26 protein-coding genes are annotated in these 25,675 nt (G+C 43.9%); 16 read left to right on the top strand and 10 right to left on the bottom strand.

Going from position 1 to position 25,675, the window contains the following annotated elements:
• Positions 1-91 precede the first annotated feature (91 nt).
• Complete coding sequence (gene cls, locus ACXQIQ_RS16040) at positions 92-1,594, bottom strand: cardiolipin synthase (protein ID WP_439301366.1); 1,503 nt, start codon at positions 1,592-1,594, stop codon at positions 92-94.
• Positions 1,595-1,784: 190 nt separating this feature from the next.
• On the opposite strand from cls, the gene ACXQIQ_RS16045 reads away from it, so the two are divergent.
• On the top strand, positions 1,785-2,843 hold the full coding sequence (locus ACXQIQ_RS16045) for an HD-GYP domain-containing protein (RefSeq protein WP_439301365.1): 1,059 nt from the start codon (positions 1,785-1,787) through the stop codon (positions 2,841-2,843).
• Positions 2,844-2,890: 47 nt separating this feature from the next.
• Here ACXQIQ_RS16045 and ACXQIQ_RS16050 read toward each other — a convergent pair whose 3' ends face one another.
• The gene (locus ACXQIQ_RS16050; protein ID WP_439301364.1) at positions 2,891-3,319 is read right to left on the bottom strand and encodes a CBS domain-containing protein; all 429 of its coding nucleotides are present in this window, start codon (positions 3,317-3,319) and stop codon (positions 2,891-2,893) included.
• A gap of 241 nt (positions 3,320-3,560) precedes the next feature.
• Here ACXQIQ_RS16050 and ACXQIQ_RS16055 point away from each other — a divergent pair, with 241 nt between their 5' ends.
• Positions 3,561-3,980, top strand: a complete 420-nt coding sequence (locus tag ACXQIQ_RS16055; protein WP_439301363.1) for a MarR family winged helix-turn-helix transcriptional regulator — start codon at positions 3,561-3,563, stop codon at positions 3,978-3,980.
• 69 nt (positions 3,981-4,049) lie between these two features.
• The gene (locus tag ACXQIQ_RS16060; RefSeq protein ID WP_439301362.1) at positions 4,050-5,660 is read left to right on the top strand and encodes an MDR family MFS transporter; all 1,611 of its coding nucleotides are present in this window, start codon (positions 4,050-4,052) and stop codon (positions 5,658-5,660) included.
• Positions 5,661-5,707: 47 nt separating this feature from the next.
• Here the strand turns inward: ACXQIQ_RS16060 and ACXQIQ_RS16065 are convergent, their stop codons facing one another.
• Positions 5,708-6,094, bottom strand: coding sequence for a hypothetical protein (locus ACXQIQ_RS16065; protein ID WP_439301361.1), 387 nt, complete (start codon positions 6,092-6,094; stop codon positions 5,708-5,710).
• 204 nt (positions 6,095-6,298) lie between these two features.
• On the opposite strand from ACXQIQ_RS16065, the gene ACXQIQ_RS16070 reads away from it, so the two are divergent.
• Positions 6,299-7,012 (top strand): phosphatase PAP2 family protein, encoded by a 714-nt coding sequence (locus ACXQIQ_RS16070; RefSeq protein WP_439301360.1) that lies wholly within the window; start codon positions 6,299-6,301, stop codon positions 7,010-7,012.
• A gap of 155 nt (positions 7,013-7,167) precedes the next feature.
• Here ACXQIQ_RS16070 and ACXQIQ_RS16075 read toward each other — a convergent pair whose 3' ends face one another.
• The 4 genes from ACXQIQ_RS16075 to ACXQIQ_RS16090 all read right to left on the bottom strand — a co-directional run bounded on the left by ACXQIQ_RS16075 (position 7,168) and on the right by ACXQIQ_RS16090 (position 10,730).
• Positions 7,168-7,833: a class F sortase gene (locus ACXQIQ_RS16075; protein WP_439301359.1), complete on the bottom strand. Its 666-nt coding sequence runs from the start codon at positions 7,831-7,833 to the stop codon at positions 7,168-7,170.
• A 57-nt stretch (positions 7,834-7,890) separates the two neighbouring features.
• Positions 7,891-9,237, bottom strand: coding sequence for a copper amine oxidase (locus ACXQIQ_RS16080; protein WP_439301358.1), 1,347 nt, complete (start codon positions 9,235-9,237; stop codon positions 7,891-7,893).
• Positions 9,238-9,387: 150 nt separating this feature from the next.
• Positions 9,388-10,173 carry an anti-sigma factor gene (locus ACXQIQ_RS16085; protein ID WP_439301357.1) on the bottom strand — a complete coding sequence of 262 codons (786 nt, stop codon included), beginning with the start codon at positions 10,171-10,173 and terminating at the stop codon, positions 9,388-9,390.
• Entirely contained in the window at positions 10,170-10,730 is a 561-nt protein-coding gene (locus ACXQIQ_RS16090; RefSeq protein WP_439301356.1) for an RNA polymerase sigma factor, read from the bottom strand. The genes ACXQIQ_RS16085 and ACXQIQ_RS16090 overlap by 4 nt, the downstream gene beginning before the upstream one ends.
• A 178-nt stretch (positions 10,731-10,908) precedes the next feature.
• Here ACXQIQ_RS16090 and ACXQIQ_RS16095 point away from each other — a divergent pair, with 178 nt between their 5' ends.
• From ACXQIQ_RS16095 to ACXQIQ_RS16125, 7 genes are all read left to right on the top strand, one after another.
• Positions 10,909-11,730 carry an alpha/beta fold hydrolase gene (locus tag ACXQIQ_RS16095; RefSeq protein WP_439302002.1) on the top strand — a complete coding sequence of 274 codons (822 nt, stop codon included), beginning with the start codon at positions 10,909-10,911 and terminating at the stop codon, positions 11,728-11,730.
• Between the two features lie 136 nt (positions 11,731-11,866).
• A complete protein-coding gene (locus ACXQIQ_RS16100) occupies positions 11,867-12,451 on the top strand; it encodes a copper resistance CopC family protein (RefSeq protein WP_439301355.1) in 585 nt (194 codons plus the stop codon).
• Positions 12,448-13,530, top strand: a complete 1,083-nt coding sequence (locus tag ACXQIQ_RS16105) for a copper resistance D family protein (RefSeq protein ID WP_439301354.1) — start codon at positions 12,448-12,450, stop codon at positions 13,528-13,530. The genes ACXQIQ_RS16100 and ACXQIQ_RS16105 overlap by 4 nt, the downstream gene beginning before the upstream one ends.
• A gap of 108 nt (positions 13,531-13,638) precedes the next feature.
• Positions 13,639-14,193, top strand: coding sequence for an NADPH-dependent FMN reductase (locus ACXQIQ_RS16110; protein ID WP_439301353.1), 555 nt, complete (start codon positions 13,639-13,641; stop codon positions 14,191-14,193).
• Positions 14,194-14,304: 111 nt separating this feature from the next.
• Positions 14,305-15,900 (top strand): GAF domain-containing sensor histidine kinase, encoded by a 1,596-nt coding sequence (locus ACXQIQ_RS16115; RefSeq protein WP_439301352.1) that lies wholly within the window; start codon positions 14,305-14,307, stop codon positions 15,898-15,900.
• A 1-nt stretch (position 15,901) separates the two neighbouring features.
• A complete protein-coding gene (locus ACXQIQ_RS16120) occupies positions 15,902-16,552 on the top strand; it encodes a response regulator (protein ID WP_439301351.1) in 651 nt (216 codons plus the stop codon).
• A 67-nt stretch (positions 16,553-16,619) separates the two neighbouring features.
• Positions 16,620-16,868: a YusU family protein gene (locus ACXQIQ_RS16125; RefSeq protein WP_439301350.1), complete on the top strand. Its 249-nt coding sequence runs from the start codon at positions 16,620-16,622 to the stop codon at positions 16,866-16,868.
• A 186-nt stretch (positions 16,869-17,054) separates the two neighbouring features.
• On the opposite strand, the gene ACXQIQ_RS16130 is transcribed toward ACXQIQ_RS16125, so the two are convergent.
• From ACXQIQ_RS16130 to ACXQIQ_RS16140, 3 genes are read right to left on the bottom strand one after another with little or no spacing between them, the layout of a single operon-like run.
• Positions 17,055-17,378: a spore coat protein gene (locus ACXQIQ_RS16130; protein WP_439301349.1), complete on the bottom strand. Its 324-nt coding sequence runs from the start codon at positions 17,376-17,378 to the stop codon at positions 17,055-17,057.
• 12 nt (positions 17,379-17,390) lie between these two features.
• Positions 17,391-17,702 (bottom strand): hypothetical protein, encoded by a 312-nt coding sequence (locus ACXQIQ_RS16135; protein ID WP_439301348.1) that lies wholly within the window; start codon positions 17,700-17,702, stop codon positions 17,391-17,393.
• Positions 17,703-17,752: 50 nt separating this feature from the next.
• Positions 17,753-18,205 carry a helix-turn-helix transcriptional regulator gene (locus tag ACXQIQ_RS16140; protein ID WP_439301347.1) on the bottom strand — a complete coding sequence of 151 codons (453 nt, stop codon included), beginning with the start codon at positions 18,203-18,205 and terminating at the stop codon, positions 17,753-17,755.
• Between the two features lie 225 nt (positions 18,206-18,430).
• Between ACXQIQ_RS16140 and ACXQIQ_RS16145 the strand changes: the two genes are divergently transcribed.
• The 5 genes from ACXQIQ_RS16145 to ACXQIQ_RS16165 all read left to right on the top strand — a co-directional run bounded on the left by ACXQIQ_RS16145 (position 18,431) and on the right by ACXQIQ_RS16165 (position 25,598).
• On the top strand, positions 18,431-19,348 hold the full coding sequence (locus ACXQIQ_RS16145; protein ID WP_439301346.1) for a proline dehydrogenase family protein: 918 nt from the start codon (positions 18,431-18,433) through the stop codon (positions 19,346-19,348).
• 193 nt (positions 19,349-19,541) lie between these two features.
• Positions 19,542-20,057: a DinB family protein gene (locus tag ACXQIQ_RS16150; protein ID WP_439301345.1), complete on the top strand. Its 516-nt coding sequence runs from the start codon at positions 19,542-19,544 to the stop codon at positions 20,055-20,057.
• A gap of 153 nt (positions 20,058-20,210) precedes the next feature.
• Positions 20,211-22,607, top strand: a complete 2,397-nt coding sequence (locus ACXQIQ_RS16155) for a 3-hydroxyacyl-CoA dehydrogenase/enoyl-CoA hydratase family protein (protein ID WP_439301344.1) — start codon at positions 20,211-20,213, stop codon at positions 22,605-22,607.
• Positions 22,608-22,619: 12 nt separating this feature from the next.
• A complete protein-coding gene (locus ACXQIQ_RS16160; RefSeq protein ID WP_439301343.1) occupies positions 22,620-23,798 on the top strand; it encodes an acetyl-CoA C-acetyltransferase in 1,179 nt (392 codons plus the stop codon).
• A gap of 15 nt (positions 23,799-23,813) precedes the next feature.
• Complete coding sequence (locus ACXQIQ_RS16165; RefSeq protein WP_439301342.1) at positions 23,814-25,598, top strand: acyl-CoA dehydrogenase family protein; 1,785 nt, start codon at positions 23,814-23,816, stop codon at positions 25,596-25,598.
• The last annotated feature ends 77 nt before the right edge of the window (positions 25,599-25,675 follow it).

Consider the following 25,675-nt stretch of genomic DNA (forward strand, 5'->3'; position numbering starts at 1 on the left):
AAACACATCCTTCATTCATCGTAATGTGTTTAGTATGTACGGTTTGGAGTGTTTCGTTTCATGATTCCGGACAAAAGGAAATCTCCCGCCTTTATAGAACGGGAGAAAACAGGCGACAAAAGGATTCTTTGGTTCTAAGTGCAATCCCTCTTTGTCGATAAGTATCCAGATCCACCTCTACACTGTCCTCAATATCCTCTTCATAGTGACGGATGAGTGTGTCGATTGACGGTGTCCGGAACATGAACACATTCACTTCAAAGTTCAGATGGAAACTCCGTAAGTCGACATTCGCGGTACCTAATGTGGCATAGGTTCCATCAACGATGATCGTTTTCTGGTGTGTGAAACCTTTACGATACATATACACTTTCACCCCATACTGCAGCAATTCATTGAAATAAGAACGGGTCGCATATTGGGTGAGGAATCCATCGCTCTTTTCAGGGACGATGAGGCGAACGTCGATACCTTTGATTGCAGCAATCAATAGAGCTGTCCGTATTTCTTTACTCGGAATGAAATAAGGTGTCGTAATCCAAACCGATTTCTTAGCGTTCGTAATCATGCTGTAGTATAGATAACTCATGATGCCTTGGGAGGTGTCTGGCCCGCTTGGAACGACCTGTATACCGCCTCCTTCATCATGTGGTTCAACATCCAGATACCTTTCTTGGAAAAGAGAATCATCTTGCACATAACTCCAATCCAACAGGAATACACGATGAAGGTCTCGTAATGCTTCTCCTTGTAAAACCAGATGCGTATCGCGCCAATAACCGAAGCGTTCATCTTTTCCAAGATACTCATTACCAACATTAAGACCACCGACGAAGCCGATTTTACCATCGATGACGACGATTTTCCTGTGGTTCCGGAAGTTGAACTTTTGGTTGAAAAATCCTTTGCGGATCGGCAAGAAGCTATGTGCTTCAATCCCCGCTTTTCTCATTCTCGATAGGTCACTGTCAGCCAACCCGATACTACCGATTCCGTCAAAGATAAACCGGACTTCCACGCCTTCTTTTGCTTTTTCACATAGCACTTCGATGATTTCTTTGCCGATATCGTCTGAACGGAAAATGTAATACTGGATATGAATAAAGTCCTTTGCTTGCTTCAATTCTTTTATCAGCCTAGGGAATTTCTTGTCACCGTTCCGAAGCACTTCCGTATGCGAGAAAAAGCTGATGTTCTGGCCGCTGAGGGAAGTGATCAATTTGGAAAATTCACGCTCATCTTCACTCAAATGTGTCCATTTATGGGAGGGTCTGTGATCAAGTTGCATGGAAAGGGATTGCTTGAAATTCGAAAGTCTCTTCTGTTTGAAGAGATGCCCTTTCACCTCCAGCTGCCCGGAATAAATGAACGTGATATAACCGATTACTGGAATGAACAGGATGACGTAGATCCATAACAAGGTTTTATAAGGTGAACGGTTCTCAAGCATCAATACATAACAAACGGACAGGACGATGGATAGATAAATGATTGCAGCAAAAATCTTCACCTGATAAGACTGTTCAGTAGATAAGATCATGACAAAGCAGATAATCATCGCAATGCTGAAAAAGAATTGGCGTGTACGTTTCATCTAGGTTTCCTCCACATGAGAATACGATACAACTAGGTTACCCGTTATTATGGCGATAAAAACGAACCCCTTTTAGCTCAATTCTCTACAAATTTAAATAGCGGTTGGATAATTTTGCATGTATACTATAATTAAGTTTACATTGCAAGTTTTTTGAAGGGTTTTTATTTAGACATGGGGGGATGTCTAATTGGAAAATAATAATGATTTGCATGAGGGAATCTGTTTAGCTTCAAACGTTTATTCGAAAAAAGGGATTCTGCTTCTGAAACAGGGGACGGTGCTGACGCAAGCGCAGATTGACATGTTGGACAAACATGAATGGTTTTATGAAGGGGAGCCATTACCATCTGTAGGTCGTTCATCAGAAATCATTCCAGCCACCATCATAAACAGTGATGATCCACCAATACAACAAGCATATGATCAAGCCGTTACAAGTATCAAAAAGTTATTCACGAATATCCAAACCAACCTGAAGAACAAGGTGAATATTGTTTTTAACCAGTTTTCATCTGTGCTTGAAGAAGTGCTGGAAGATGAAGATCAGGCAATCTCTCTCATCTATGATGTAAAAGATCATGATGAGGTGACCTATCGGCATAGTATGAATGTCGGTCTTGTCGCCGGAGTGATCGGGAAGGTGCTCAAGCTTCCTGAAGAACAAATCTTCCTGTTGGGGAAAATGGGGATCCTTCACGATATTGGAAAGACGAAAATCAAAAACGACATTCTAAAGAAACCTGAGCGGTTAAGTGATGAAGAATACGAAACGATCAAGCTGCATACACGTTACGGTTATGAGATTTTAAGTGAAATCCCGAATCTGAATCCATTGGTGGCAATCGGTGCATTAGCCCATCATGAACGTTTGGATGGTACGGGTTATCCGGATGGCAGGACAGCCGATGATCTTCCGTACTTGGTTCAAATATTGGCCGTTGCAGATATTTATGATGCGATTTGTACAGAAAGGGATTACCATGAGGGACGCTCTTCATTCGTTGCCATTGAACAGCTCGTGAAAGAAGCGGAAATGGGGAGGCTGAATCAAGCCGTGGTGAAAGAATTCGTCCGCTATCTTATGAAACAATATGTAGGAAGGAACGTCCTGCTGAACAGCCAGAAGAATGCAGTCATCACGTTCATACCATATGAACAACCTCATCGACCGTTGTTGAAGATCGGTTCAGAGTTTTTGGATTTGAAAAAAGTGCCTAATGTATCCATCAAAGATTTTGCGCATTAAAAAGAGGATGACAGCCTGTCATCCTCTTTTTCCATTCATATTGTCGATTAATTGGTTTGTTTGTTTTCCCAGATGACACTTGCGCAGTATTTGATGATGTCGCGCCGACGGATGATACCGATGAAATGACCATCATCATCGGTGATCGGGATGAAGTTTTGATCCGTCGCGAGCGTAATCAGGTCTTCCATATTCGCATTGATGGAAATCGGTATGTTTTGAACCCGCCTAGGGACATCCTTCAACCTCGTTCTTTGGATGACCTCTTCATAATCTTCCTCTTTATCCATGTCATCTTTCAGTTTCCATAGCAAATCACCTTCAGTAAGCGTACCCGAATATTTTCCGTCTTCATCCACTAGTGGTACGGACGTATATTTGTGATAAGACATCTTTTCAAGTGCTTGGCGTATGGTCGATTCAGGATTCAAGTACTTCACTTCGCTTTTAGGTAATAAGTAAAAGCCAATGTTCATCTGACTCTTCCTTTCAATCAGAACTCCACTATAAGTATAGTATAAATTGATGCAAATTGATAATTCATAACAAAAAACACACTATGTAAGGTTTACAGACTCTCTATGTATTCTCCTTCTTAACATGTTCAAAACAGGAATTATTTACCACGATCTTGAAGCCTTTTCGTTCGTAACACCTACTCTAATCTGTTATAATGAAATGGTTAAAAATAGGAAGAGGATTGAATAGGTGTGAAGTATGGAGAAACGTGACCAGTTGATTTGGGACTTGGAAAAAAGCTTTCGGAAGACCTTTCGGATGTTCCGAAAAGAAATCAATCAGCTATTTGAAGATGAATGCACTGCAGCCGATTTTTCGTATTTGAAATTCATCATGGAAAAAGGGCAGGTCATGAATTCGATGCTGTCTCAAGAATTCAATGTAGCGATGAGCCACATTTCGGCAGTGACCGATCGTTTCGTTCAACGGAACCTCGTACAACGGAACCGTGCTGAGAATGATCGTAGAGTCGTTTATTTAAGCATTACGGAGGAAGGGCGTAAGCAGGTCCAAGCCCTCGAATTACGTAAGCATGAATACATGGAACGTAAATTCAAAAACCTTGAAGACGAAGATATTGAAGAATTGTTGCGGCTTTTTTCTAAAATATATGATTAAAGCTTCATTTTTTGAAAAATACTTCATTAAGTGAACTATTCATCTTATGAAGGATAGGAGAACGAACGTATGGAACATTTACCACTAAGAAAGAAAATTACGATAATGGTAGCCGTGCTAGCATCCATGTTGTTTGCCGCATTGAACCAGACAATCATTGGAACAGCGATGCCGAAAATCGTATCCGATCTCGGAGGCATGCCTTATTTCAGTTGGATCTTTACAATTTACATGCTCGCTTCTAGTGTGACAGCGATTTTGGTAGGGAAGCTGTCCGACATGTATGGACGGAAACCTTTCATTTTGTTGGGGCTAGGAATGTTCATTATTGCGACCTTCCTGTGCGGAACAGCGACCAGCATTTTCATGTTGATTTTATATCGTGGATTTCAAGGTCTTGCTGGCGGAATGATCTTTTCGACTGCATTTGCATCGATTGGAGACCTCTTCTCTCCACGTGAAAGAGGGAGATGGCAAGGGTTGATGGGTGCTGTCTTCGGTTTGGCGAGTGTGTTCGGACCAACGCTGGGGGGATATATTGTCGACCATTTTGCTTGGAAGTGGATTTTCTGGATCTTCCTACCAGTCGGATTCGTCGCATTCATCCTGATCATGCGGTTGTTTCCGAGTGTTCCTCGCCAGGCGCATGGGAAAATCGACTACTTCGGCTCGGTGTTCCTGGCCGCGACAATCATACCGCTGTTGCTTGCGTTCTCCTGGGCAGGAAATCAATTTGCATGGGGATCGTTTCAAGTGATCGGGCTTTTTGCCTTATCAGTTGTTTCGTTGATCGCCTTTTTGGTTGCCGAAAAGAAGGTGGAGAACCCTGTATTGCCGCTCAATTTATTTAAGAACAGCGTCTTCACTATCTCCAACGTCATCGGATTGTTGATCGGTATGGCAATGTTCGGGGCAATCATGTATATGCCGTTTTTCATACAAGGTGTAATTGGTACTTCTGCTACGACAACCGGATTCATCATGATGTCGATGATGCTCAGCATGGTCGCATCCAGTACGATTGTCGGGCAGCTCATCACTAGGACAGGAAAATATAAAAAACTTGCAATACTTGGTCTGACGACGATGGGAATCGGTATATTCTCTCTGACGACCTTGACGAGTGCCAGCACGAATATGGATGCGATTCTAAGATTGATCATCATCGGTCTTGGGTTAGGATGCAGTTTCCCGATCTTTACGATTACGATACAGAATGCAGTTGCATATAAGCATCTGGGCGTTGCGACTTCTTCTGTCCAGCTGTTCCGTCAGTTAGGCGGAACGATCGGGGTATCGATCATGGGGGCGATCATGAATATCATCATGAGCTCAAACATGAAATCTTCAGCAGAAGCTGTTTCAAGCGGTGCTACAGGTGGTTCAGTGGAAAAGTTGAGTGATCCTAAGCTATTGATGGACCCGGACCAGCTTCAAGCGATCAGATCTCAATTTCCTCAAGACCAACTTGATACGTTCGTGAAAGTGGTAGAAATGATGCGTACGGCTTTAAGCGATGCACTGAGTGGCGCATTCATGTTCGGAGCCATCATGATGGTGGTCGCCGTCGGTCTGGTGTTATTCCTGAAAGAAGTCCGCTTGAAAACCTCCAATCAAGAGGATGATGAAGAGGAAGAGACGCCAATGCCGATGAAGAAACATGCGCATGCCACGAAATGATCTCACAAATAAGAAAGAGTGACAGGCAGCCCGCTTGTCACTCTTTTTTATTTAACAACACGTATCTCTTTATTCTTTCTCCAAAAACAAAGGAAAGTGGAGGATAACAGCATGATTGCTGGAATCCAGTAGAAGAAACTCACACTGAGCAAACCCCAAATGGAACAGATGGCAATGCAGATAGCGAATTTCCTTGTTTGGTAATCCACAAGATTCAGACACAGATAAGCTACGAGTGATGCAATCGCTCCTGATAAGCTGGAAATGATGGCGTGTGTCATGTCATTCATGGATTCATACATAAACTCGAAGAACACAAAATACATGAAAGAGAGGAAGAATCCGATCAAACTCCCGACAAAGACCAGTTTGTGCTCGAGTTCCCTTGTTGGCTTAGTAAGAATGATTGTTCTCTGCTTCCGCCCAAACCTCATCAATAGACCACCCCGTATATTTTTCTGTGATATTGTTATTTCAATAAAGGAAATTAAAATCCCTTCTTGAATTCATAAAAAATGGAATTCATGGTACATATACGAACCAGAGGGCATGTTCGTTTCAGGGTAAAATAGGGAATCAAACAAGTAATAGACATTTTTTGAATGAAAAGTCGTGTCGAGAAGGGGATGATACATGGTATGGGAAAAATAGAAACCACTTTGAACCATAAAGTGTTACAGAAAATCAGTATTCGATTGATCTTTGGCATCTTGGTCGTTTTAGGTCTGATCGGAGTATTTGCACAATTTGCGGACAGTCTTCTGGAAAATGAATTAGGTGATTTCGACGGTGTGCTTTCAGATTTAGTTCATGGCTTGCAAGTCCCATGGCTGACGGAATTTATGATAACGGTCACTCATGTCGGAAATACAAGTACATATCTGGTCGTCGTCCCAATCTATTTAGCCATTCTTCTTTTTAAGAAGTTGAAAGCTGAATCGTTCATCTTGCTGACGACAATTCTTGGTGCTTGGGGCTTGAACGGAGCGTTGAAGTTCTCATTCCAACGCGCAAGACCGGATATTGAACACCTGATTGAAGTGGGGGGCTACAGCTTTCCAAGCGGACATGCGATGGTGTCTATGGCTGCATATGGAATCATGGGCTATCTGATTATCCAATATATGAAGAGAAAAGGGCGATCTACCTGGTATGTGGGTGTGCTTGTCGGTCTGCTGATTTTCCTGATCGGGATTTCCAGGGTCTATCTGCACGTCCATTATCCAAGTGATGTCATTGCCGGTTTTGCAGCTGGTGCCGTTTGGCTGATCATGAACATTTATGCATTGAATTTGTTGCAAAGAAGAGGCAAACGTACGAAGAGGGTCATGGAAAGAAACGAATCGATATGATATTAGGATATGCACCCTCCACAGGGATTTATGAGTACTCATAAAGCTTTATTGCACCCCGAAACGGAGAAAAAAGAGAGATAGGGGTACGAAGCAATGCATGATTTGCTCCCCATATTGAAAAACCCCAAATGAATCGCTCATTTGGGGTTCTATTATTGATTTTTAACAAGTTCGGCGGACACGACGAGCCGCTCTTCTCGTTCAGTTGTATTCGGGTCGTATTCACCCGTGCAGGTAATCAGATTCAACATGCTTCGATATGAAAATCCGAAAATGTTTTCAATCGGTGCGTCTTGTCGTGGATATACATCCGACTGAACCACTTTAAAAGTAAGCTTTTGCCCCGATTCATCTTCCACGATGATTTCGTCTCCGCTTTTCAGTTTATGAAGATGATAGAATACGGCTGGGCTCGTCAAATCATCTACATGTCCTGCAATGACGGAGTTCCCTTGGGCACCTGGCATGGTTCCGGGTTTATACCAGCCGACGTTATCCGCATCTTTCGGAACATCCATCCGACCATCATTGAGTGTCCCTACATGTTCGACTTTCGTTTTTACATCAATAGCAGGAATTTCAATCGTAACCGGGACGATCCCTTTGCGTTCATCCTTAATGATTTCAACATCACTTGAGGATTGGTCCGCGCTAGTGTCAGATGAATCCATTTGTTTCGCTGTTTCTCTTTCTGAAGAGTCCTCAGTACCTGCCTTCATTTCCTGTCCATTTGAATCATTATTCGCTTCGTTCATACATCCCGCTAAAGCCAGAACGAAAACGATCATACTGATCAACATTGTCGTTCTTTTCATCATCAAAATCATCCTTTTTTAAGAAGGAAGAGAGAAGGAGAACCTCCTCTCTATGAATGGTTATTTTGTTTGTCCACCGAGTCTTCTAACGGCTAGCATGGCAAGTGCAATAGAAGCTGCAAATCCAGCGAGTAGAATGGAGGTAAGTGACATCCCTTGATCAGCTGTTCCGCCCATACCTGTCTTTGGCATATCTGTCGGCATTTCTCCTGCAAACTTGTCAGGGAATTGATCGACGAATGCTCCAGATAATCCTGCTGCTGGCTTCAGCATGTGTGCATAAGCTTCACGAAGGTTTGTGTAAGTCGTATCATAATCTTCTGCTACATAGCTGTCGAAAGTTGCAACTAGTTGATCGACGTGCATTTGCAATCCTTCAGATAGCGCGTCCGCTTTCAAACGTCCTTCCGTTGCTGTTTCAAGGAATTGAGAGAAGTTGGCCTTGTATTCAGATAGGGCATCAAGTGCCGCTTGTTTCTTTTCTTCGTCGTTCGCGCCAGTTGCTTTTACATATTCGACAAAGTTACCGATATGACCAGACCACATCTCCTTGAATTTCATACCGGCTTCTTCACCATAAACAGAAGAGATTGCAGCGGTTAGATCTTCTGTATTGTTCGCGAGTGCTTGGGCAGAGGCTTCGAAATCTTCTGAGCCGTCAATGCCATTTTGCATCGCCATTGCCGCTAATCCAACATGTTCTGTCATCAGGTGGTTCAGGTTAGAACGCAAGTCATTTGCAGGTGTTACAGCTTTCGAGTTCTCAAACTTGTCTGGGAACTGTTGTACGATAGCAGAGGATAGACCTTTACTGACCATGTACATATGGTTGATTGCTTCACGCTCATATTCATAAGCTTTTTCATAGTTTCCAGCGACATAAGCGTCAAATGCGCCAATCAATTGCTTCACGTGCATTTGAAGTCCTTCAGCTAGTGCGCCGGCTTCAAGACGTTCTTCCGTAGCCGTTTCCAGGAACTTCGAGAATTCTTGGCGATAGTTTGCGAGGTTGTCTAACGCTTCTTGTTTCTTAGCTTCGTCGTTCGCGCCAGTTGCTTTTACATAATCAACGAAAAATCCGATATGACCCTTCCACATTTCGTCGAATTGCTTACCAGCTTCCTCACCATATACAGAAGCGATTGCTGCACTCAAGTCGTCTGCGTTTGCCATCAATGCGCCAGAGGCTTGTTCGAAGTCTCCCGCTCCTTCTGCACCTTTACGCATCGTTTCAACCGCTAAGTATGCGTGTTCACTAAGGAGATGATCGAGCGATGTACGTAATTCAGATGCAGGTGTCGTTACGGTCGGTTTCGCATGATCATCAGCAAATGCTGTTGTTGCGACGCCTCCTAGAATTAATGATGTGCTTAATGGTATTGCGACAAGTCCTTTTTTCAAATTCATGTGTGAATCTCTCCTTTTTACTTATTTGTAAGGCTAACGAGAGCGATCACGAAACGGATCACTTTTTTATGAAAAAAATTTATATTTTTTGATGAACCATGGATAAAGAGGGCGAAAAAAAGAACATCCCGGAGGATGTTCTTTCAAGATTTATAGCTTGGAGGCGAGGATGATCTGCCCTTTCGGTTGCTCGCTGTCCGGAGTCGGCTCAAGGGTTACGGCAATTGTATCCCATTCATGATCACCTTCAATTTTTACAGGGTGGATGACACCGCCTTGACCGTTCTCGTTCGGCAGGAAGGTTCCGGCTCTGAATTTTTCACCGTTCGCATCAATCAACCAGACTTGATAGGCTTCAGTCCCTGATACTGCCTGTAGATTATTCGCCTGCATGACGAGTGACATTCCGTCTTCTTTCTCAATCATTGCAGCTTGTGCACTTGCATCAAATCCTTCAGTCGCAGCCAGTTCCACATTTTTCAGGACTTGATTGACACTATCGTCCGGGAGCACAACAGGCGTCTGTTGATCATTCATATAAAAATAGACATTCGCTGTCATAGATAGAAGTAAAGAGGCAGCGAGTAACGGTTGAATCCATCGTTTCGGTTTTTTAGCCGACTTATTGGTAGATGTCGATTCAGCTGGACGAATGGGTTGGACATTGGAAATGAGTGCGTTCTTCTCACCACCAGATCCTTCTGTCTCAATCGGCTGTTCAAATACGGTGGAGAGGATCCGCTCTTTCATACCTTCATTAGGTTCTACTGGTTCGGAGGCGTACGGAAGATCAGCCGTCAGTTCTTCTAACTCTTGTAATTCTTCTTGGCAATTTTTACATTCGGAAAGATGTGCCTCAAAGATTTTCTTTTCATCTGCATCAAGACATTGATTGAAATAATCGAGTAGCATTTCACAACGATCTTGATTTGTCATAGGTGATCCCTCCCTTGCCCAGTAGATTCCAAGTTTTTACGTAAGTGTTTCAGAGCCAACCTCAACCGGCCTTTCACTGTGCCGAGTGGAATTTGGAACTTATCAGCAATCTTACTTTGCGATAGCCCTTTGAAGTAGAAGAGGTCGACGATTTCTCGTTGTTCGTCTCCTAAAATCTTCATAGCCTTTCGTAAACGTCTACCGTCTTCCTTCCATTCTACTTGTTCTTCGATGGTGGGTTCGTCTTTTTGCAATGCATCTCTATCTTCAATTTCGTATGTGTTTTCATTTTTTCTTCTCAAATGATCGATGCTTGTGTTCCTTGTTACAGTGAGGAGCCAGGAAGAGAATTTACCTTTGGAGCGGTCATAGATACCAGGTTTCGTCCATAGTTTGATGAAAACCTCCTGGACGATCTCTTCGGAAAGTTCCCTTCGTTTCGTCATGCGGTATGCAAATGAGAAAAGCAGCTTTTCGTAGCGTTCGTATAGGAGCTCTAGGGCTTTTCTATCTTGCTTCAAAACCCGTTCATAGAGCTCGAAATCCTTCTCACTCATTCAATTCTCCTTTTGACAATGTTTTCTCTAAGCATATACTAGTTTACACTTGTTTCAAAGAGAACTCATTCAGTATACGTTTATACAAGGGTTTCGGATCACTAAAAAGGGGAAATTCACTCAATAGGACCATAGGTATATGGAAAGGAGTGAGACATTGGGTAGCTGGAGAGGTAAGATCATACGTACCGATCGGGGAGATTTTGAGATTTTCACGAAGGGTAGAGGTAAGCCCGTGTGTGTAACGCATTTATATTCAGAGTTCAATGAAACGGGTGACCACTTTGCAGACACGTTTACACAAAGGTATGAAACGATTCTAGTGAATTTAAGGGGAGCTGGAAAATCCTCGTCCTATCAAACAGAAGATGAACTATCGATGGGAGAGACTGTCAAGGATCTTGAATCTATCAGAAAAGCGATGGAGTATGATAAATGGGCGTTCGCAGGACACTCCACAGGTGGAATGTTAGGGTTGCATTATGCAGCTGATGTTCCTGAAGCGCTTAGTCAATTGATTGTCGTCGGAAGTGCAGCAGATGGCAAATATGCGGATACGAAGAATAGTATCTATCACCACGATCATCCTCAGTTTCAGATCATGCAAGACTTGATTGAAAAATTGAAGTCGAAAAATTTGCATCCAGATGAACGAAAATTGCTCACCAGGGAACGGACTAAGCTTTCGTTGAACGATCCTGAAAAATACGAAATGTATTTCTCAGCGGATATTTTCAAAAAGATTGCGGCGGATCGCTTGAATTATTTCGGTGAACATGAATTTCAACACTTTGATTTGAAAGACCGGTTGAAGTTCGTCAAAACACCAACGCTCATCGTATGTGGAGAGAATGACGTACAATGCCCTATCCGCTGTTCAGAGGAAATGTACGATCTGATGGAAGACTCTATATTCTTAAGATTCCAGTACAGCAATCACTATCCGTTCTTGGAAGAAAAGGATCGTTTCCAGTTAGCCATCCGCTCTTTCCTATCGTAAAAGAATGATAAGAGGACGTAAGCACGGAGGAGCCTGACTCCATCGCAAAAAAGAACGATGTGTGAACAAAGTAGAATTACCATGAGTTAGGTGATAAGATGGATTCGAAAGTTTTGAGAAAGGAACGGAATCCATCATGCACAAGAAAATGTTCTGCGCACTTACCATTTTATTAACGATTTTCATAATTCCCATTCAAACATTCGCACATGCGAATTTACAAGGCACTACTCCAAGTGATGGTGAGGTCGTCAAATATGCTTTGGATGTCATCACCTTTGAATTCAGTACTGATATTAAGGAAGGCAGCCAATTCATCGTGACCGATGAAGAGGGTCAGGAAATTGATGTCGAAGCTGTCCAAATTGATGGTAACGTCATGCTCGGACAAACGGTAGAACCCCTCAATTCGGGTTCTTATACCGTCAAGTATGAAATCATTTCAGAAGATAGCCACGTCGTTGACGGGGAATATTCTTTCCAAGTCGAGAGTGGAGAAGAGACAAAAGACGATTCGGAAACAGCAGCACCAGATTATGAAGATGGCGACGAACAAACATCTGAAGAGGATGCAAACCAGTCCGCTAATCAAACGAATCCGACAGATGAGCGAGCAGTAGAAGACGGGTTGTCTCCTACTGTGTTCATTATCGCAGGTCTATTCATACTTGCTGGAATAGGCTTTCTTATCTGGGTGATTAGGAAGAAGGGCCAAGCATGATCATCTTCTTCAAAGGTGTCCTCTATCTCGTATTTTCTTTATTGTTCGGAGGATTGCTGCTTGCATCCGTACCAGAGAACAAAAAGCCGAAAGTAAAGGTCCCAAAAGAGCTGCTGTTATGGCTCATCGTCCTTGTTCCGATCATTATGTTCATATCCCTCTTGCAGATTATCGGGTTTTTATCCGAAAGTGTCGGCTATTGGGATACGTTTACAGCCGTGTTGTTTGAATTCAATATCGGAAAGGCATGGTTGGCGAGCATCATGATTTCCGTTGTACTCCTTTTACTCGTTTATAAAAATGATCTTCAGAGTACAACTTTTTACGCTCGGTTAGGTGCGTTCTTGACGGTGATTTTGATGAGCTCTTATTCCTTTGCGAGCCACTCAGCATCCCTATATCCGGTCATCGGATTCATCGCCCATTTCATCCACGTTCTTGCTGTTACTGGATGGGTGGGTGTATTGCTTTATGTGGCATGGAGTTCGAAGGAAGACTCAAACTGGATACCTTTCTTGAATTGGTACACGCCATTTTCGATTGGAGCTGTACTTTTATTGACAGGTGGCGGCTTGTTGATCAATGAAATCGTCGCACCACAATATGTAGATTCGTGGGCATTGAACTACGGACAAGCCTTATTGATCAAACATCTCTTGTTGATCCCATTGTTCCTGTATGCCGTGTTACACGGTGTGTATTTGAAGAAAGCGATCCAAACGAAAGGGAATCGATATGTCCTGCGTTCCTTACGTGGCGAAACGATCTTGATCCTATTCGTGTTCGGGGTAACAGCGTTCCTGTCACAACAGGTCCCACCGCATGAAGTGTGGCGCACGATTTTACAAGAGGATCCATCTCCATTGTTCATGTCTCAGTTTAATGGAACAATCGATTCGCAAACCGTTCTGACCTTCGAGTGGACGATGAAGGTTTTCCTTTGGGGATTAGGTGCGATTGTGGTATTTGCGCTTACCGCAATTACCATTGTAAGAAGATGGCCGATCCTCATCAGTGTTCCGTTAGCCGTCCTAGGCTCCGGACTTGCTTATGTAGCGTTGATAACAGGCGTTCTTTAACGTCTACAACTATAGTCGTAGAAAACTTCAGCCGTATTTCGGATGTTCATACAGTCAGGAAAACATATAATAATACTATAACTTGTTTTAAAAGGCGTGATGTACTTTATGAAGATTTTAGTGTTGAATGGAAGCCCGATGGAGAAATCGAGAACACGGGGTATTTCGAAATTGATGAAGGAATTGCTTGAAGAGAAAGGTGCTTCGGTCGAATATATTGATCTCGGCCTTGAAAAATTACCACTATTCCCAGGTGACGGTGGGAATGAAAACAATATGACGCTTCAGAAGCTGTACAAAGAGGCAGAGGAAGCAGACGGATTTTTCATTGCATCTCCTGAATACCACAATGGTATGAGTGGCGCATTGAAGAACGCATTGGATTTCCTTGGTGGCTCGCATTTCAAGCATAAACCAGTTGCAATTGCGGCAGCTTCAGGTGGGAGCAAAGGCGGTATCAATGCGGTGAACAATATGCGAACGGTGTTGAGAGGTTTATACGCAATGGTGTTGCCAGACCAGTTCGTATCCGATCCGTATTGCTATGACGAAGACTACAACCTTGTAGACCGAGAAGCAGTTGAGCGTCTGGAACAGATGGCGATTCTTCTCTTTGAAATGACTGAGAAACTTGCGAAAACACAAACGGGACAACTCCGATAAGAAGAAATCAAATCCGTCATTTTATGATATTCTTGATGTAGATCATAAAAATGGCGGATTTTTACTATTCTGATCTGAAATACATACAGATTTCAGCAAGGGAGGGGGAGTATGGTGTCGAGAGTCCACACTTTGAAAGTCATCGCTGAAACATTGAACCAATCCAATAATGTACGTGAGATGCTTCAGTCGGTTTTGGAAAAGCTGTTGGAAGTGACCGGCTTGTCGACAGGGTGGATCTTTTTGACCGATGAAGAACCGATCTATGCCTTCATCGCCGATGTCAATCTGCCGCCAGCATTAGCTTGGGATGATAAGAAACCGATGTGCCAGGGAAGCTGCTGGTGCTTGGATAAGATTTGGGATGGACGTCTGCAGAAGGCGGTAAACATCATCAACTGTAAGCGTATTGAAGATGCGATCGAATATGATTGGGGCGACACGAAAGGTATTACCCATCATGCGACCGTTCCATTGATTGCTGGTGGAGAAAAGTTCGGTCTTCTCAATGTAGCAGAGCCAGGGAAAAATGAATTCACAGAGGATGAGCTGGACTTATTGCAGTCGGTCTCATTCCAAATTGGGACAGCGATTAAGCGAACGAAGCTGTACGAAGCCCAGCAAACGAAAGCAGATCAGTACACGAAGCTGGATGAAATCAGCCGCTCCATCTGGAAGATGAATGACATCCATCACCTTCCTCAAAATACGGTGGATGTAGTCGGAAAGCTGTTCGGCCTGGAAAATCTCGCATTTTTCATAAAGGAAGACGACGTACTAGCGTTACGCGCCATTTTCAGTCCTCAAGGTTCGAAGAAAACACACAAACGGTATCCGATTGCTAATGGCGGGGATCTGCAAAAAACGCTCGAGCAACAAATGGTGAAATCAGACTTGCAACAAGCTGGTTTGGACATAGAGCGGTCATTTGTCGTACCGTTATTGATTGGAGAAGAATGGATCGGTTGCTTGGTCGGGGTACAAGAAGGGAATTCGTCAGCAATAGAGCATGAAGTATTGAAGGCTTTAGGCGATCATGTTTCTCTCGTCCTGGAAAAAGCGCGATTGTTTGAACGATCAAGAGAGCTGGCCCTAATTGAGGAACGGAACCGGTTAGCACGCGATCTTCATGACTCTGTGAATCAAAAATTGTTTTCCCTCAGTCTGACTGCGCGTGGATTACGAGAATATGTGAAACAGTTGGAAAACAGCGAAACGATTCTTGAATCGTTGACGGAAATGCAGGGTCTTTCACAAGAAGTGGTCGGTGAAATGCGTTCGATGATTTGGCAGTTAAGACCGGTCGGACTGGAAGAAGGCGTGATTGTATCTCTCAAAAAGTACGGACAGTCGCTTGGTTTGGGTGTCACGGAATATATTGAAGGGGTAGGGAATATCCCTAGGTTGGTTGAAGAAACGATGTGGCGTATCGGGCAAGAAGCGCTTAACAATGTCCATAAACATGCACGGGTGAATGAAGTACGACTCTATTTATACAGGAAAATGAATGAAGTGGTCATGAAGGTTGTCGATGATGGCGTCGGTTTTCCTGTCCCTGAAAACGGTGAGCATAATTGGTCTTTCGGATTGTCGAGCATGAAAGAGCGTGCAGAAATCATGGGAGGCAAAATGGACATTTACAGTCAGCCTGGGAAAGGCACGACAATCGAAGTGAAATTCAATGTCGAGAAGGAAAGAGGGAGTTGAAATGGGGATCAAGGTACTATTAGTCGATGATCATCTGATGGTGTTGAAGGGGCTGCGATTTTTCTTAGGGACACAACCTGATATTGAAATGGTTGGAGAAGCTTCGAATGGCCAAGAGGCGATCGACCTTGTCGAGCAATTGAAGCCGGATGTCATCCTGATGGATTTGACGATGCCTGTCATGGACGGAATCGAAGCGACGAAACGGATCAAAATTGATTATGCAGACGTCAAGATCATCGTTTTGACGAGTTTTTCAGATCAAGACCATGTCGTCCCTGCTCTACAAGCGGGAGCAGATGGTTATCAATTGAAAGATATAGAACCAGACGAACTCGTCAAATCAATCAAGGCCGTGTATTCAGGAGAAACGCATCTTCATCCGACGGCAACCTCCCAGCTTCTCAACCATGTAAATACGGGTACAAAAACGAATGAAGCCGAAAAGAGCTTCAATCAACTGACAGCAAGAGAAAAAGATGTGCTCCGCGAAATTACGCTGGGGAGGAACAATAAAGAGATCTCATCTGAACTGTTCATCACCGAAAAGACCGTGAAAACGCACGTGAGCAATATTCTTAGTAAACTAGGACTGCATGATCGGACACAAGCGGCCATTTTGGCAATGAAAAACAAGTGGTACGATGCTTGATCCGAATTTTTACGTTTGGATGGACCTATGATAGAATGTGATGAAACGAAGAAGGTTGGTGACATCTATGGATCAAACATTAAGAGAACAGTTTGATGGATTGATGACCAAGTACACGGAATTGTTGACGGGTGAAACCGATGAAGCGTCAAAAGAGAAAGTGCAGATGTGGGCGCTTTACACGTACATGTCCAAATCAATGCCACCTCTTGTGAAGCATTGGAATGAGAAGTATCCCGATGCGAAGGATGGCATGAAAGAATTAATCCAAGAAGTACGTGAACTCAATGAAAAATATCGGGAAGAACAAAAATAGACAGCAAAAGAAATTGGGCGACCGCTTAGGTCTGCCCAATTTTTTTAATTGAAATGTGGTTGCATAGATGGAATGTCTAGCTCAGCGCCAGGCCTCTCGGGTCACTTCAGACCTCCTGCGGCGGCAACAGCCTCCTCGTCGGACTTCCAGTGCCCTTCGAGTCTACCCGAGGCGCTTGCGCTTTTCTTATTGAATCGTTCCGCCGTTCGGCAGTTGTTGTTTGTATCCTGAGAACTTTTGATACGCCTGTTGTAAGGCTTGAGGCTGAGCTTGATCGAACGAGTACCAGCCTTTTTGGAACATCACGTTGTATAAGTTACGTTGACAGTCCTGTGTTTCTTTAGCCATAGCAGAAATATCCTGGTACAAAGCTTGATGACTTGCTTCGTTCAATGCTGTAGAATAAGCGTCTGTCATATATTTTTCAGTCGCTAACGTATCGTTGATGAAATCACGATCATTCATGTCCGGGGTTTGCGGAATGTTCGTTTGCGGATTTTGAATTTTCATCTGAGATCCCCCTTATTGAGTCATATTTTGGTTTTGTGGTTGATCGCCCAAGTGACTTTGTAAATGCTGAAGCAGCTGATCATAATGGCGCGTATGCATGCTTGCTGCCTGTTCAATCGCCGACTTCACTTCTTGATCCTGACACTGTTTAGCAAAAAAGCTGCATTTCTTCGCCGCTAACAAATTCCAGCTCATCATATCGGTTATGAAGAGCTGATCCTTGACCGTCATGACTCGTGGAGGTTGGGGCATGAAACCTTGCTGATCCTGCGGGGTCTGTTGTTGTGGCACGATTTGACTCCTCCTTAAATGATAAAATTCCATTTCGAAGATTAGGGTGCCACATCCAAACGATGTTATTCCGAAACGCCGATTTAAGAATGAGCGAGCTCACTCAAGCGTTCATTCGCTTCTTCCTCATCAAATGAGCTATACCACCGATGGTTATCCTCATCCAAAATCCGGAAGTGTTGGCTGATGACATTTTGCTGAAGACGATAGCCATTCTCACACTTCACATCCCGCCACCAGACTTTCCCCCCCAGCGTTTGTTCTTTTGGACGATCGATCCCTTCATGGGCAAGGATCTCGACGATTTCAACAGGATCGCCACCTAGAGCTGAACGGAGAATTTCACTATTTCTGAATAGCGCAGAAACAGCAGCGACGGTCGTCCAGTTCGCATTCGTCCTTTGTTTTTCAATTTGTACGAGAGTCTTTTTGGAAAGACCTAATATCATCGCCATTTTATCTTGGGTGTAGCCGCGTTCTATGCGGATCAATTTCATTTTTGAAGAGACAATTTCAATCATTTGATCAATGTTCATGGTTGTTTACCTCTCACGGAAAGATTTGGTGTAATTTTACACCTTACACACCATCATTACAACTCATATACTATAGAAAAAAGGAAAAAATTAAATTTTGAAAAAAGTAAAAATGTTGTCGAAAAGATGATAAAATACGGTAAGAAGTTTAACTTATTTCCTAAACGTTCATATATATAGTACCTATTTTTTTGTATCCGTTTTCAGTATAGGGGGATTCTTGTCATGGAACAAATTTTGAAAAATTTCTTCTTATTCATGGGTAAAAATAAAGTCGCTACCAAAATGGCGAAAAAGTATGGGCTTCGTTTCGGTGCAGGCCGTTTTGTAGCAGGTGCTTCTCTGGAAAGTACTCTAGAGACGATTCGCAAGCTGAATGAGGAAGGGCTCGAGGTTACAATCGACCATCTCGGAGAGTTCGTAGACAATGAAGAAGAAACGAACGAGATGACGAATCATTGTATAGAAGCGATTAAATCCATTGCGAATCAAGGGCTCAATTCCCAGCTGTCATTGAAATTGACATCCATGGGACTCGATATCAGTCGCGAGCTTGTTATTCGAAATATGAAGCGAATCATGGAAGTGGCAGATAGCTACGATGTTTTCGTAACGATTGATATGGAGGATGAAGCGCGTTGTCAGGCGACAATTGATATTTTCAAAGAATTGAAGTCTCAATACGATAATATCGGTACAGTTCTGCAATCTTATCTGTATCGTACCGTTGAAGATATTCAGGACCTGGATTCATTGAATCCGAATCTTCGATTGGTAAAAGGGGCCTATAAGGAATCTCCAAGCGTTGCGTTCCCTCAGAAAAAAGACGTGGATGAGAACTTCAAAAAAATCATCAAGATGCATTTGTTGAATGGCAACTATACGGCAATTGCAACTCACGATGATGCGATGATCGCTTACACGAAAGAACTCGTCAAAGAGCATAACATCCCGCTTGATCAATTCGAATTCCAAATGCTTTATGGTATTCGCATCGATGCGCAGCGTAAATTACGTGATGAAGGTTACACGATGAGAGTCTACGTACCATACGGAAAAGACTGGTATGGATACTTCATGCGTCGACTGGCAGAACGTCCAGCGAACGTCGCTTTCGTACTGAAAGGCATCTTCGGAAAGTAAATATGGATCATTTGATAGAGTGCCATCTATACGATAGGCACTCTATTTTTTTATGGATGGAGAGCGTATGGTTCTTGTCTTTCATCACTTCATCATTTCCAGCATAAGATATTGTAACCATTTTGAAGGAGAATGGAGCGGGCCCTGTCGAATATGGAAGGTAAGTAGGATTCTTTTTAAAGGAGGAATACCGATGTCTGTATTAGAGTCAGGAAGACAGGAACTGCTCGATGTCGTTAATGAAATTCCGGAAGAGTTAAGCCACGCCCAAGTCTCTTCAGACACTTGGACGATTTTAGAGGTGCTTGAACATCTTGTGTTGATTGAGCGCGTGATTGCCAATCAATTCGAAAATCAACTGAATGAAGGGAAAGATCGAGAAATTGAGGAACACCCTGTTTATCGTTCAGCCAAAAGATCCCCTGCAGTAGAAGCGCCGGAATATGTCCGCCCAACTGGACAATACAAGAGCTTAACGGAAGCTAAAATAGCTTTGGAGAAGTCTAGAGGATACCTGTTCCACGTGTTGGAAAGAGTAGAGGACCCGACGATTCTGGAAAAACGCTCTTTCAAACACCCGATATTCGGTTTCATGCAGTTGAAGCAGTGGCTCGATTTCATCGGCTATCACGAACGTCGCCATTTGGAGCAAATCAAAGAAATTTTAGAGAAAATTCGAGTGGAAAGCCCCTATAGCAAGGAATCCTGAACAAATTAGACAAAATCATAGAAATTTTCAGAAATTTGTATTGCGAAATTGCTTTTGTTTTTTTATAGTAGTTAGTGAGACCACTTATTTTAGTAAGTTCTATTTTTTGCAGAAAAAATGAATGAGTATTCATTCATATAAAGGAGGTACAACATGTCTTACCAGATTCGTAAGGTAGCAGTAATCGGTTCAGGCGTGATGGGGTCAGGAATTGCAGCACATCTAGCCAATGTTGGAATTCCGAGTATCCTTTTGGATATTGTCCCAAGAGAACTGGACGAAAAAGAAAAAGCGAAAGGGCTCACGCTGGAACATCCAGCAGTCCGTAACAAGCTCGCTGAAACGGCGAAACAAAAGCTGTTGAAGCAGAAGCCAGCTCCGCTCAGTTCCAAGGAGCATATTCAGATGATTGAAACAGGAAACCTGGAGGATGATCTAGAGAAGCTTGGTGAAGTGGATTGGATCATCGAGGTTGTCGTAGAGAATCTAGACATCAAAAAGAAGGTTTATGAACAGGTTGAACAGTACAGAAAGCCTGGAACCATCATCAGTTCGAACACATCAGGTATCTCAATCAATGCGATGGCAGAAGGAAGAAGTGAAGATTTCAAAGCCCACTTCTTAGGAACACACTTTTTCAATCCGCCTCGTTACTTGAAACTTTTAGAAGTGATACCGACGAGCGAGACGAAGCCTGAAGTCCTCCAATTCATCAACCAGTTTGGTGAGGATGTACTTGGTAAAGGGGTTGTCGAAGCGAAAGATACTCCGAACTTCATCGCGAACCGAATTGGAACGTATGGGTTACTCGTAACGGTTCAAGAAATGGTGAAGAACGGTTACTCGGTCGGTGAGGTGGATTCAGTCACGGGTCCTGCGATCGGACGCCCGAAAAGTGCGACGTTCCGTACCCTCGATGTTGTCGGACTAGATACGTTCATCCACGTTGCAGGTAATGTGTATGATCAGGTGGAAGGCGATGAGAAAGCCGTTTTCGATGTCCCTGAGTTCATGAAGAAGATGAATGAAAAGGGATGGATCGGAAGCAAGAGCGGCCAAGGCTTCTATTTAAAACAGAAGTCCAGTGGAAAAAGTGAAATCTTAGAGCTGGATCCTGATACGCTCGAATACGGACCACGGAAGAAGCTGAAAACCGCATCCGTCGAAATGAGCAAGCAGGCGAAGACGATGTCGGATAAATTGAAAGCGCTTGTATATGCAGATGACCGCGCAGGACAGCTCGTTTGGTCGATCTTGAAACCAGTCCTTCTCTATTCAGCGGAAAAAGCGTACGAAATTGCGGATGACATCAAAGCAATCGATGACGCGATGAAATGGGGATTCGGCTGGGAACTTGGTCCGTTTGAAACGTGGGATGCGATCGGTCTTGAGAAATCCGTCGAACGGATGAAAAAGGAAGGCGAAACGATTCCAGGCTGGGTTACCGAAATGCTTGAAGCTGGAGAAAAATCCTTCTATAAGCAGGCCGGTACAGATATCGAGTTCTACCATAAAGGTGAACACACGAAAGCGAATGAAAATGAAAAGGTCATTCGATTGCACCGTTTGAAAAATGAAGACCGCGTCATCAAGAAGAATACGGGTGCAAGCCTCATCGATATCGGTGATGGTGTCGCTCTACTCGAATTCCACTCGCAAAACAATGCGATCGGTCCGGATATCATTCAAATGATCCATTATGCGATTGATGAGGTCGAGCAGAATTACAAAGGACTCGTGATTGGTAACCAGGGGAAAAACTTCTGTGTCGGTGCGAACTTGATGCTGATCATGATGGAAGCGCAGGACGATAACTTCTTCGAGCTTGACTACATGGTCCGTCAATTCCAACAAACGATGGCGAGAGTCCGTTACAGTGCCAAACCGGTCGTAGTAGCGCCGTTTAACATGACACTCGGCGGTGGTACGGAAGTATCCCTACCAGCAGCTGGCCTACAAGCTTCATTTGAAACGTATATGGGTCTAGTCGAAGTCGGTGTCGGTATCATCCCTGGCGGTGGTGGAAACAAAGAACTCTACACACGCTTGTTGGATCAAGTACCGAAAGATGTGAAGCCGGACTTGCAGAAAATCGCCATTCAGACGTTTGAATCGATTGCAATGGCGAAGGTTTCTACATCAGCTCACGAAGCGAAGGAAGCTGGATTCTTACGACCACAAGACGGAATCAGCGTGAATGGGGATCACCTCATTTATGATGCGAAGCAACAAGTCTTGTCACTCTTCAACAGAGGATACCGTCCGCCACAGCGTAAATTGATCCCTGTTGCTGGTGAAGCAGGTTATGCAACGATGTATCTCGGTGCACAAACGATGAAATTTGGAAACATGATATCCGATCATGATTTGAAAATCGCGAAAAAATTAGCGTATGTCATCGCAGGTGGAAACGTACCTGAAGGAACGCTCGTCGATGAACAGTATCTACTCGACCTTGAACGGGAAGCATTCTTGAGTTTGGCTGGAGAACCGCTAACTCAACAACGGATGCAACATATGCTCGTCAAAGGAAAGCCATTACGCAACTAAGGAGGGGTGAAGATGCAAGAAGCAGTGATTGTGGCAGGTGCAAGAACACCTGTCGGAAAAGCGAAGAAAGGGACGCTCGCCAATGTGCGTCCGGATGACCTCGGAGCTCTTACGGTAAAAGAAACACTTAAAAGGGCAGGAGGATATGATGGACCGATTGATGACCTGATTATGGGTTGTTCCATTCCAGAAGCGGAACAAGGGATGAACATGGCTCGCTTGATCGGTGGATTGGCTGGTCTTCCAGACAATGTTCCGGCCATTACGATCAACCGTTATTGTTCCTCTGGTTTGCAAAGTATCGCATACGGCGCGGAGCGGATTATGATCGGCCATGCGAATTCGATCATCGCTGGAGGAGCAGAGTCGATGAGTCTCGTTCCTGTTCCGGGTCACGTCGTGAAGCCGAACGTGAAATTGCTCGATTCCCGACCGGAGTACTACATGGGAATGGGGTATACAGCAGAAGAAGTCGCTAAACGATTCGAAATTTCACGCGAAGATCAAGATCAATTTGCATTACGCAGCCACCAACGAGCAGCCAAAGCGATTTCTGAAGGTAAGTTTGATGATGAGGTCGTACCGGTTGAAGTAGCAAAACGCTGGGTGGATGAAAACAATAAATTGCAAGAAAAAATGATGACGTTTTCAAAGGACGAAGGTGTCCGAGCGGATACATCCCTCGAGGTGCTTGGGAAATTACGACCAGCCTTTTCGCCGAAAGGTAGCGTTACGGCAGGAAACTCCTCTCAAATGAGTGATGGAGCAGCTTCCGTACTCGTTATGAACCGTGAAAAAGCAGAAGCGGAAGGATTGAAGCCGATCCTGAAGTTCCGTTCGTTTGCGGTAGCAGGTGTCGCACCGGAAATCATGGGTGTCGGACCGATTGAAGCGATACCGAAAGCCTTGAAGCTCGCTGGTTTGGAACAGTCGGACATTGGATTGTTCGAACTGAATGAAGCCTTCGCTTCCCAATCCATCCAGGTGATCCGACATCTCGGATTAGATGAGGAGAAGGTGAACGTCAATGGTGGAGCAATCGCATTAGGTCATCCACTAGGATGCAGTGGCGCGAAGCTTACGTTGACTTTGATGCATGAAATGATTCGCAGAAATGAACAGTTTGGTGTTGTGACGATGTGTATCGGTGGCGGAATGGGTGCCGCTGGTGTATTCGAATTAATTCAGTAAAGGGAGGTAAAACCTATGTCGAGCAGTGTTGAAAAAGCAGCAAAAGGCGGAAGTTTTCTAGTGGAGGAAGTGGAGGCGCAAAACGTCTACACGCCTGAAGATTTTACCGATGAACAAATCATGATGGGGAAAACGACAGAGGATTTTGTCGTAAAGGAAGTCGTCCCTCAGCTTGAGAAGATTGAGAATCACGAGTTTGATATTTCACGTAACTTGTTGACGAAAGCGGGAGAGTTAGGACTACTAGGTGCGGATGTTCCTGAAGAGTATGGTGGATTGGCACTTGATAAGATTAGTTCTTCTCTGATTACAGAGAAATTCTCGAGAGCTCGCTCGTTCTCACTCAGTTACGGAGCACATGTCGGGATTGGATCTTTACCGATTGTATTGTTCGGAAATGAAGAGCAGAAGCAAAAGTATTTGCCGGATCTTTCAAGTGGTAAGCGTATTGCAGCGTATGCACTGACTGAGCCAGGTTCAGGATCTGATGCACTAGGTGCAAAAACCGTTGCCAAGTTGAACGACGCTGGAACCCATTACATCTTGAACGGTGAAAAGCAGTGGATCACGAACTCTGCGTTCGCAGATGTATTCGTCGTATACGCGAAGATCGATGGCGACAAGTTCTCCGCTTTCATCGTCGAGCGTGAGTTCGAAGGCGTATCCACAGGTCCAGAAGAAAAGAAAATGGGAATCAAAGGTTCATCTACTCGTACGTTGATTTTAGAAGATGCGTACGTACCGAAAGAAAACTTGTTAGGTGATGCAGGACGCGGACACGTCATCGCATTCAACATTTTGAACATCGGACGTTACAAGCTTGCCGTTGGCTGTGTAGGGGCAGCAAAACGTGCACTTGAAGTCTCAATTAAATATGCGAATGAGCGCCAACAGTTCAAGCAACCGATCTCTCGTTTCACATTGATTCAAGAGAAATTAGCGACAATGGCTGCGAAATCTTATGCGGCAGAAAGCTCTGTCTATCGTACAGTCGGCATGTACGAGGATCGACTGGGTGTCCTGTCAGCAGAAGAGCAGAAGGACGGCTCATTGTTAGCGAAGGGGATTGCGGAGTACGCGATTGAATGTTCATTGAACAAGGTCTTCGCTTCCGAAGTGTTGGACTATGTGGTTGATGAAGCAGTTCAGATCCACGGTGGATATGGCTTCATGTCCGAGTATGAAGTCGAGAATATGTACCGTGACTCCCGTATCAACCGAATCTTCGAGGGTACGAATGAAATCAACCGTCTATTGGTACCAGGTACGTTGTTAAGAAAAGCGATGAAAGGTGAATTGCCACTTCTTCAAAAAGCGACAGAGCTTCAGAACGAGTTGATGATGCTCATGCCTGAAGAGTTGGATAACGAGCCGCTCGCACAAGAAAAACAGTTCATCAAGAACGCGAAGAAGATTTTCTTGATGATTGCTGGACTGGGTGTACAGAAATACGGAGAAAAGCTGGAGCATGAACAAGAAGTGCTTTCGAACGTAGCTGACATCGTAAGTGAAGCGTATGCAATCGAGTCGGTCGTATTGCGTACGGAAAAAGCGATTCAAAAAGTCGGTGCTGAAAAAGCGAAGCAAAAGATCTTGTTAACGGAAGTCTATTGTCAGGAAGCATTTGAGCGTATTGAAGCGCATGCGAAAGAATCCATCGTTGCCATTGAAGATGGAGATCAGCTACGTATGATGCTTTCCGCATTGAAGAAGTTGACGCGTTACACGCCAGTTAATGTTGTGAAAAAGAAGCGTGAAATTGCTGAAGTGTTGTTGGAAGAAGAAAGATACGTCGTTTAACAACTATTAATGAAAACTCTCTCTTTTCCTATTTGAAAAACAAACTCTCTCGAAAAAGGTCCTCCCCGAATGGAGGA

This window comes from Pseudalkalibacillus sp. Hm43 (genome assembly GCF_054170705.1).

Coding starts and splice junctions, on each gene's coding strand:
- ACXQIQ_RS16050 (WP_439301364.1), bottom strand. CDS start 3,319: ATGAACATTGGCTTTTACTTATTACCTAAAAGCGAAGTGAAGTACTTG.
- ACXQIQ_RS16135 (WP_439301348.1), bottom strand. CDS start 17,702: ATGGAATTTTATCATTTAAGGAGGAGTCAAATCGTGCCACAACAACAG.
- ACXQIQ_RS16085 (WP_439301357.1), bottom strand. CDS start 10,173: ATGACAAATCAAGATCGTTGTGAAATGCTACTCGATTATTTCAATCAA.
- ACXQIQ_RS16130 (WP_439301349.1), bottom strand. CDS start 17,378: ATGAAAATTCAAAATCCGCAAACGAACATTCCGCAAACCCCGGACATG.
- ACXQIQ_RS16160 (WP_439301343.1), top strand. CDS start 22,620: ATGCAAGAAGCAGTGATTGTGGCAGGTGCAAGAACACCTGTCGGAAAA.
- ACXQIQ_RS16120 (WP_439301351.1), top strand. CDS start 15,902: ATGGGGATCAAGGTACTATTAGTCGATGATCATCTGATGGTGTTGAAG.
- cls (WP_439301366.1), bottom strand. CDS start 1,594: ATGAAACGTACACGCCAATTCTTTTTCAGCATTGCGATGATTATCTGC.
- ACXQIQ_RS16105 (WP_439301354.1), top strand. CDS start 12,448: ATGATCATCTTCTTCAAAGGTGTCCTCTATCTCGTATTTTCTTTATTG.
- ACXQIQ_RS16065 (WP_439301361.1), bottom strand. CDS start 6,094: ATGAGGTTTGGGCGGAAGCAGAGAACAATCATTCTTACTAAGCCAACA.
- ACXQIQ_RS16145 (WP_439301346.1), top strand. CDS start 18,431: ATGGAACAAATTTTGAAAAATTTCTTCTTATTCATGGGTAAAAATAAA.
- ACXQIQ_RS16150 (WP_439301345.1), top strand. CDS start 19,542: ATGTCTGTATTAGAGTCAGGAAGACAGGAACTGCTCGATGTCGTTAAT.
- ACXQIQ_RS16125 (WP_439301350.1), top strand. CDS start 16,620: ATGGATCAAACATTAAGAGAACAGTTTGATGGATTGATGACCAAGTAC.
- ACXQIQ_RS16100 (WP_439301355.1), top strand. CDS start 11,867: ATGCACAAGAAAATGTTCTGCGCACTTACCATTTTATTAACGATTTTC.
- ACXQIQ_RS16055 (WP_439301363.1), top strand. CDS start 3,561: ATGGAGAAACGTGACCAGTTGATTTGGGACTTGGAAAAAAGCTTTCGG.
- ACXQIQ_RS16090 (WP_439301356.1), bottom strand. CDS start 10,730: ATGAGTGAGAAGGATTTCGAGCTCTATGAACGGGTTTTGAAGCAAGAT.
- ACXQIQ_RS16070 (WP_439301360.1), top strand. CDS start 6,299: ATGGGAAAAATAGAAACCACTTTGAACCATAAAGTGTTACAGAAAATC.
- ACXQIQ_RS16110 (WP_439301353.1), top strand. CDS start 13,639: ATGAAGATTTTAGTGTTGAATGGAAGCCCGATGGAGAAATCGAGAACA.
- ACXQIQ_RS16075 (WP_439301359.1), bottom strand. CDS start 7,833: ATGATGAAAAGAACGACAATGTTGATCAGTATGATCGTTTTCGTTCTG.
- ACXQIQ_RS16115 (WP_439301352.1), top strand. CDS start 14,305: ATGGTGTCGAGAGTCCACACTTTGAAAGTCATCGCTGAAACATTGAAC.
- ACXQIQ_RS16060 (WP_439301362.1), top strand. CDS start 4,050: ATGGAACATTTACCACTAAGAAAGAAAATTACGATAATGGTAGCCGTG.
- ACXQIQ_RS16165 (WP_439301342.1), top strand. CDS start 23,814: ATGTCGAGCAGTGTTGAAAAAGCAGCAAAAGGCGGAAGTTTTCTAGTG.
- ACXQIQ_RS16140 (WP_439301347.1), bottom strand. CDS start 18,205: ATGAACATTGATCAAATGATTGAAATTGTCTCTTCAAAAATGAAATTG.
- ACXQIQ_RS16155 (WP_439301344.1), top strand. CDS start 20,211: ATGTCTTACCAGATTCGTAAGGTAGCAGTAATCGGTTCAGGCGTGATG.
- ACXQIQ_RS16080 (WP_439301358.1), bottom strand. CDS start 9,237: ATGAATTTGAAAAAAGGACTTGTCGCAATACCATTAAGCACATCATTA.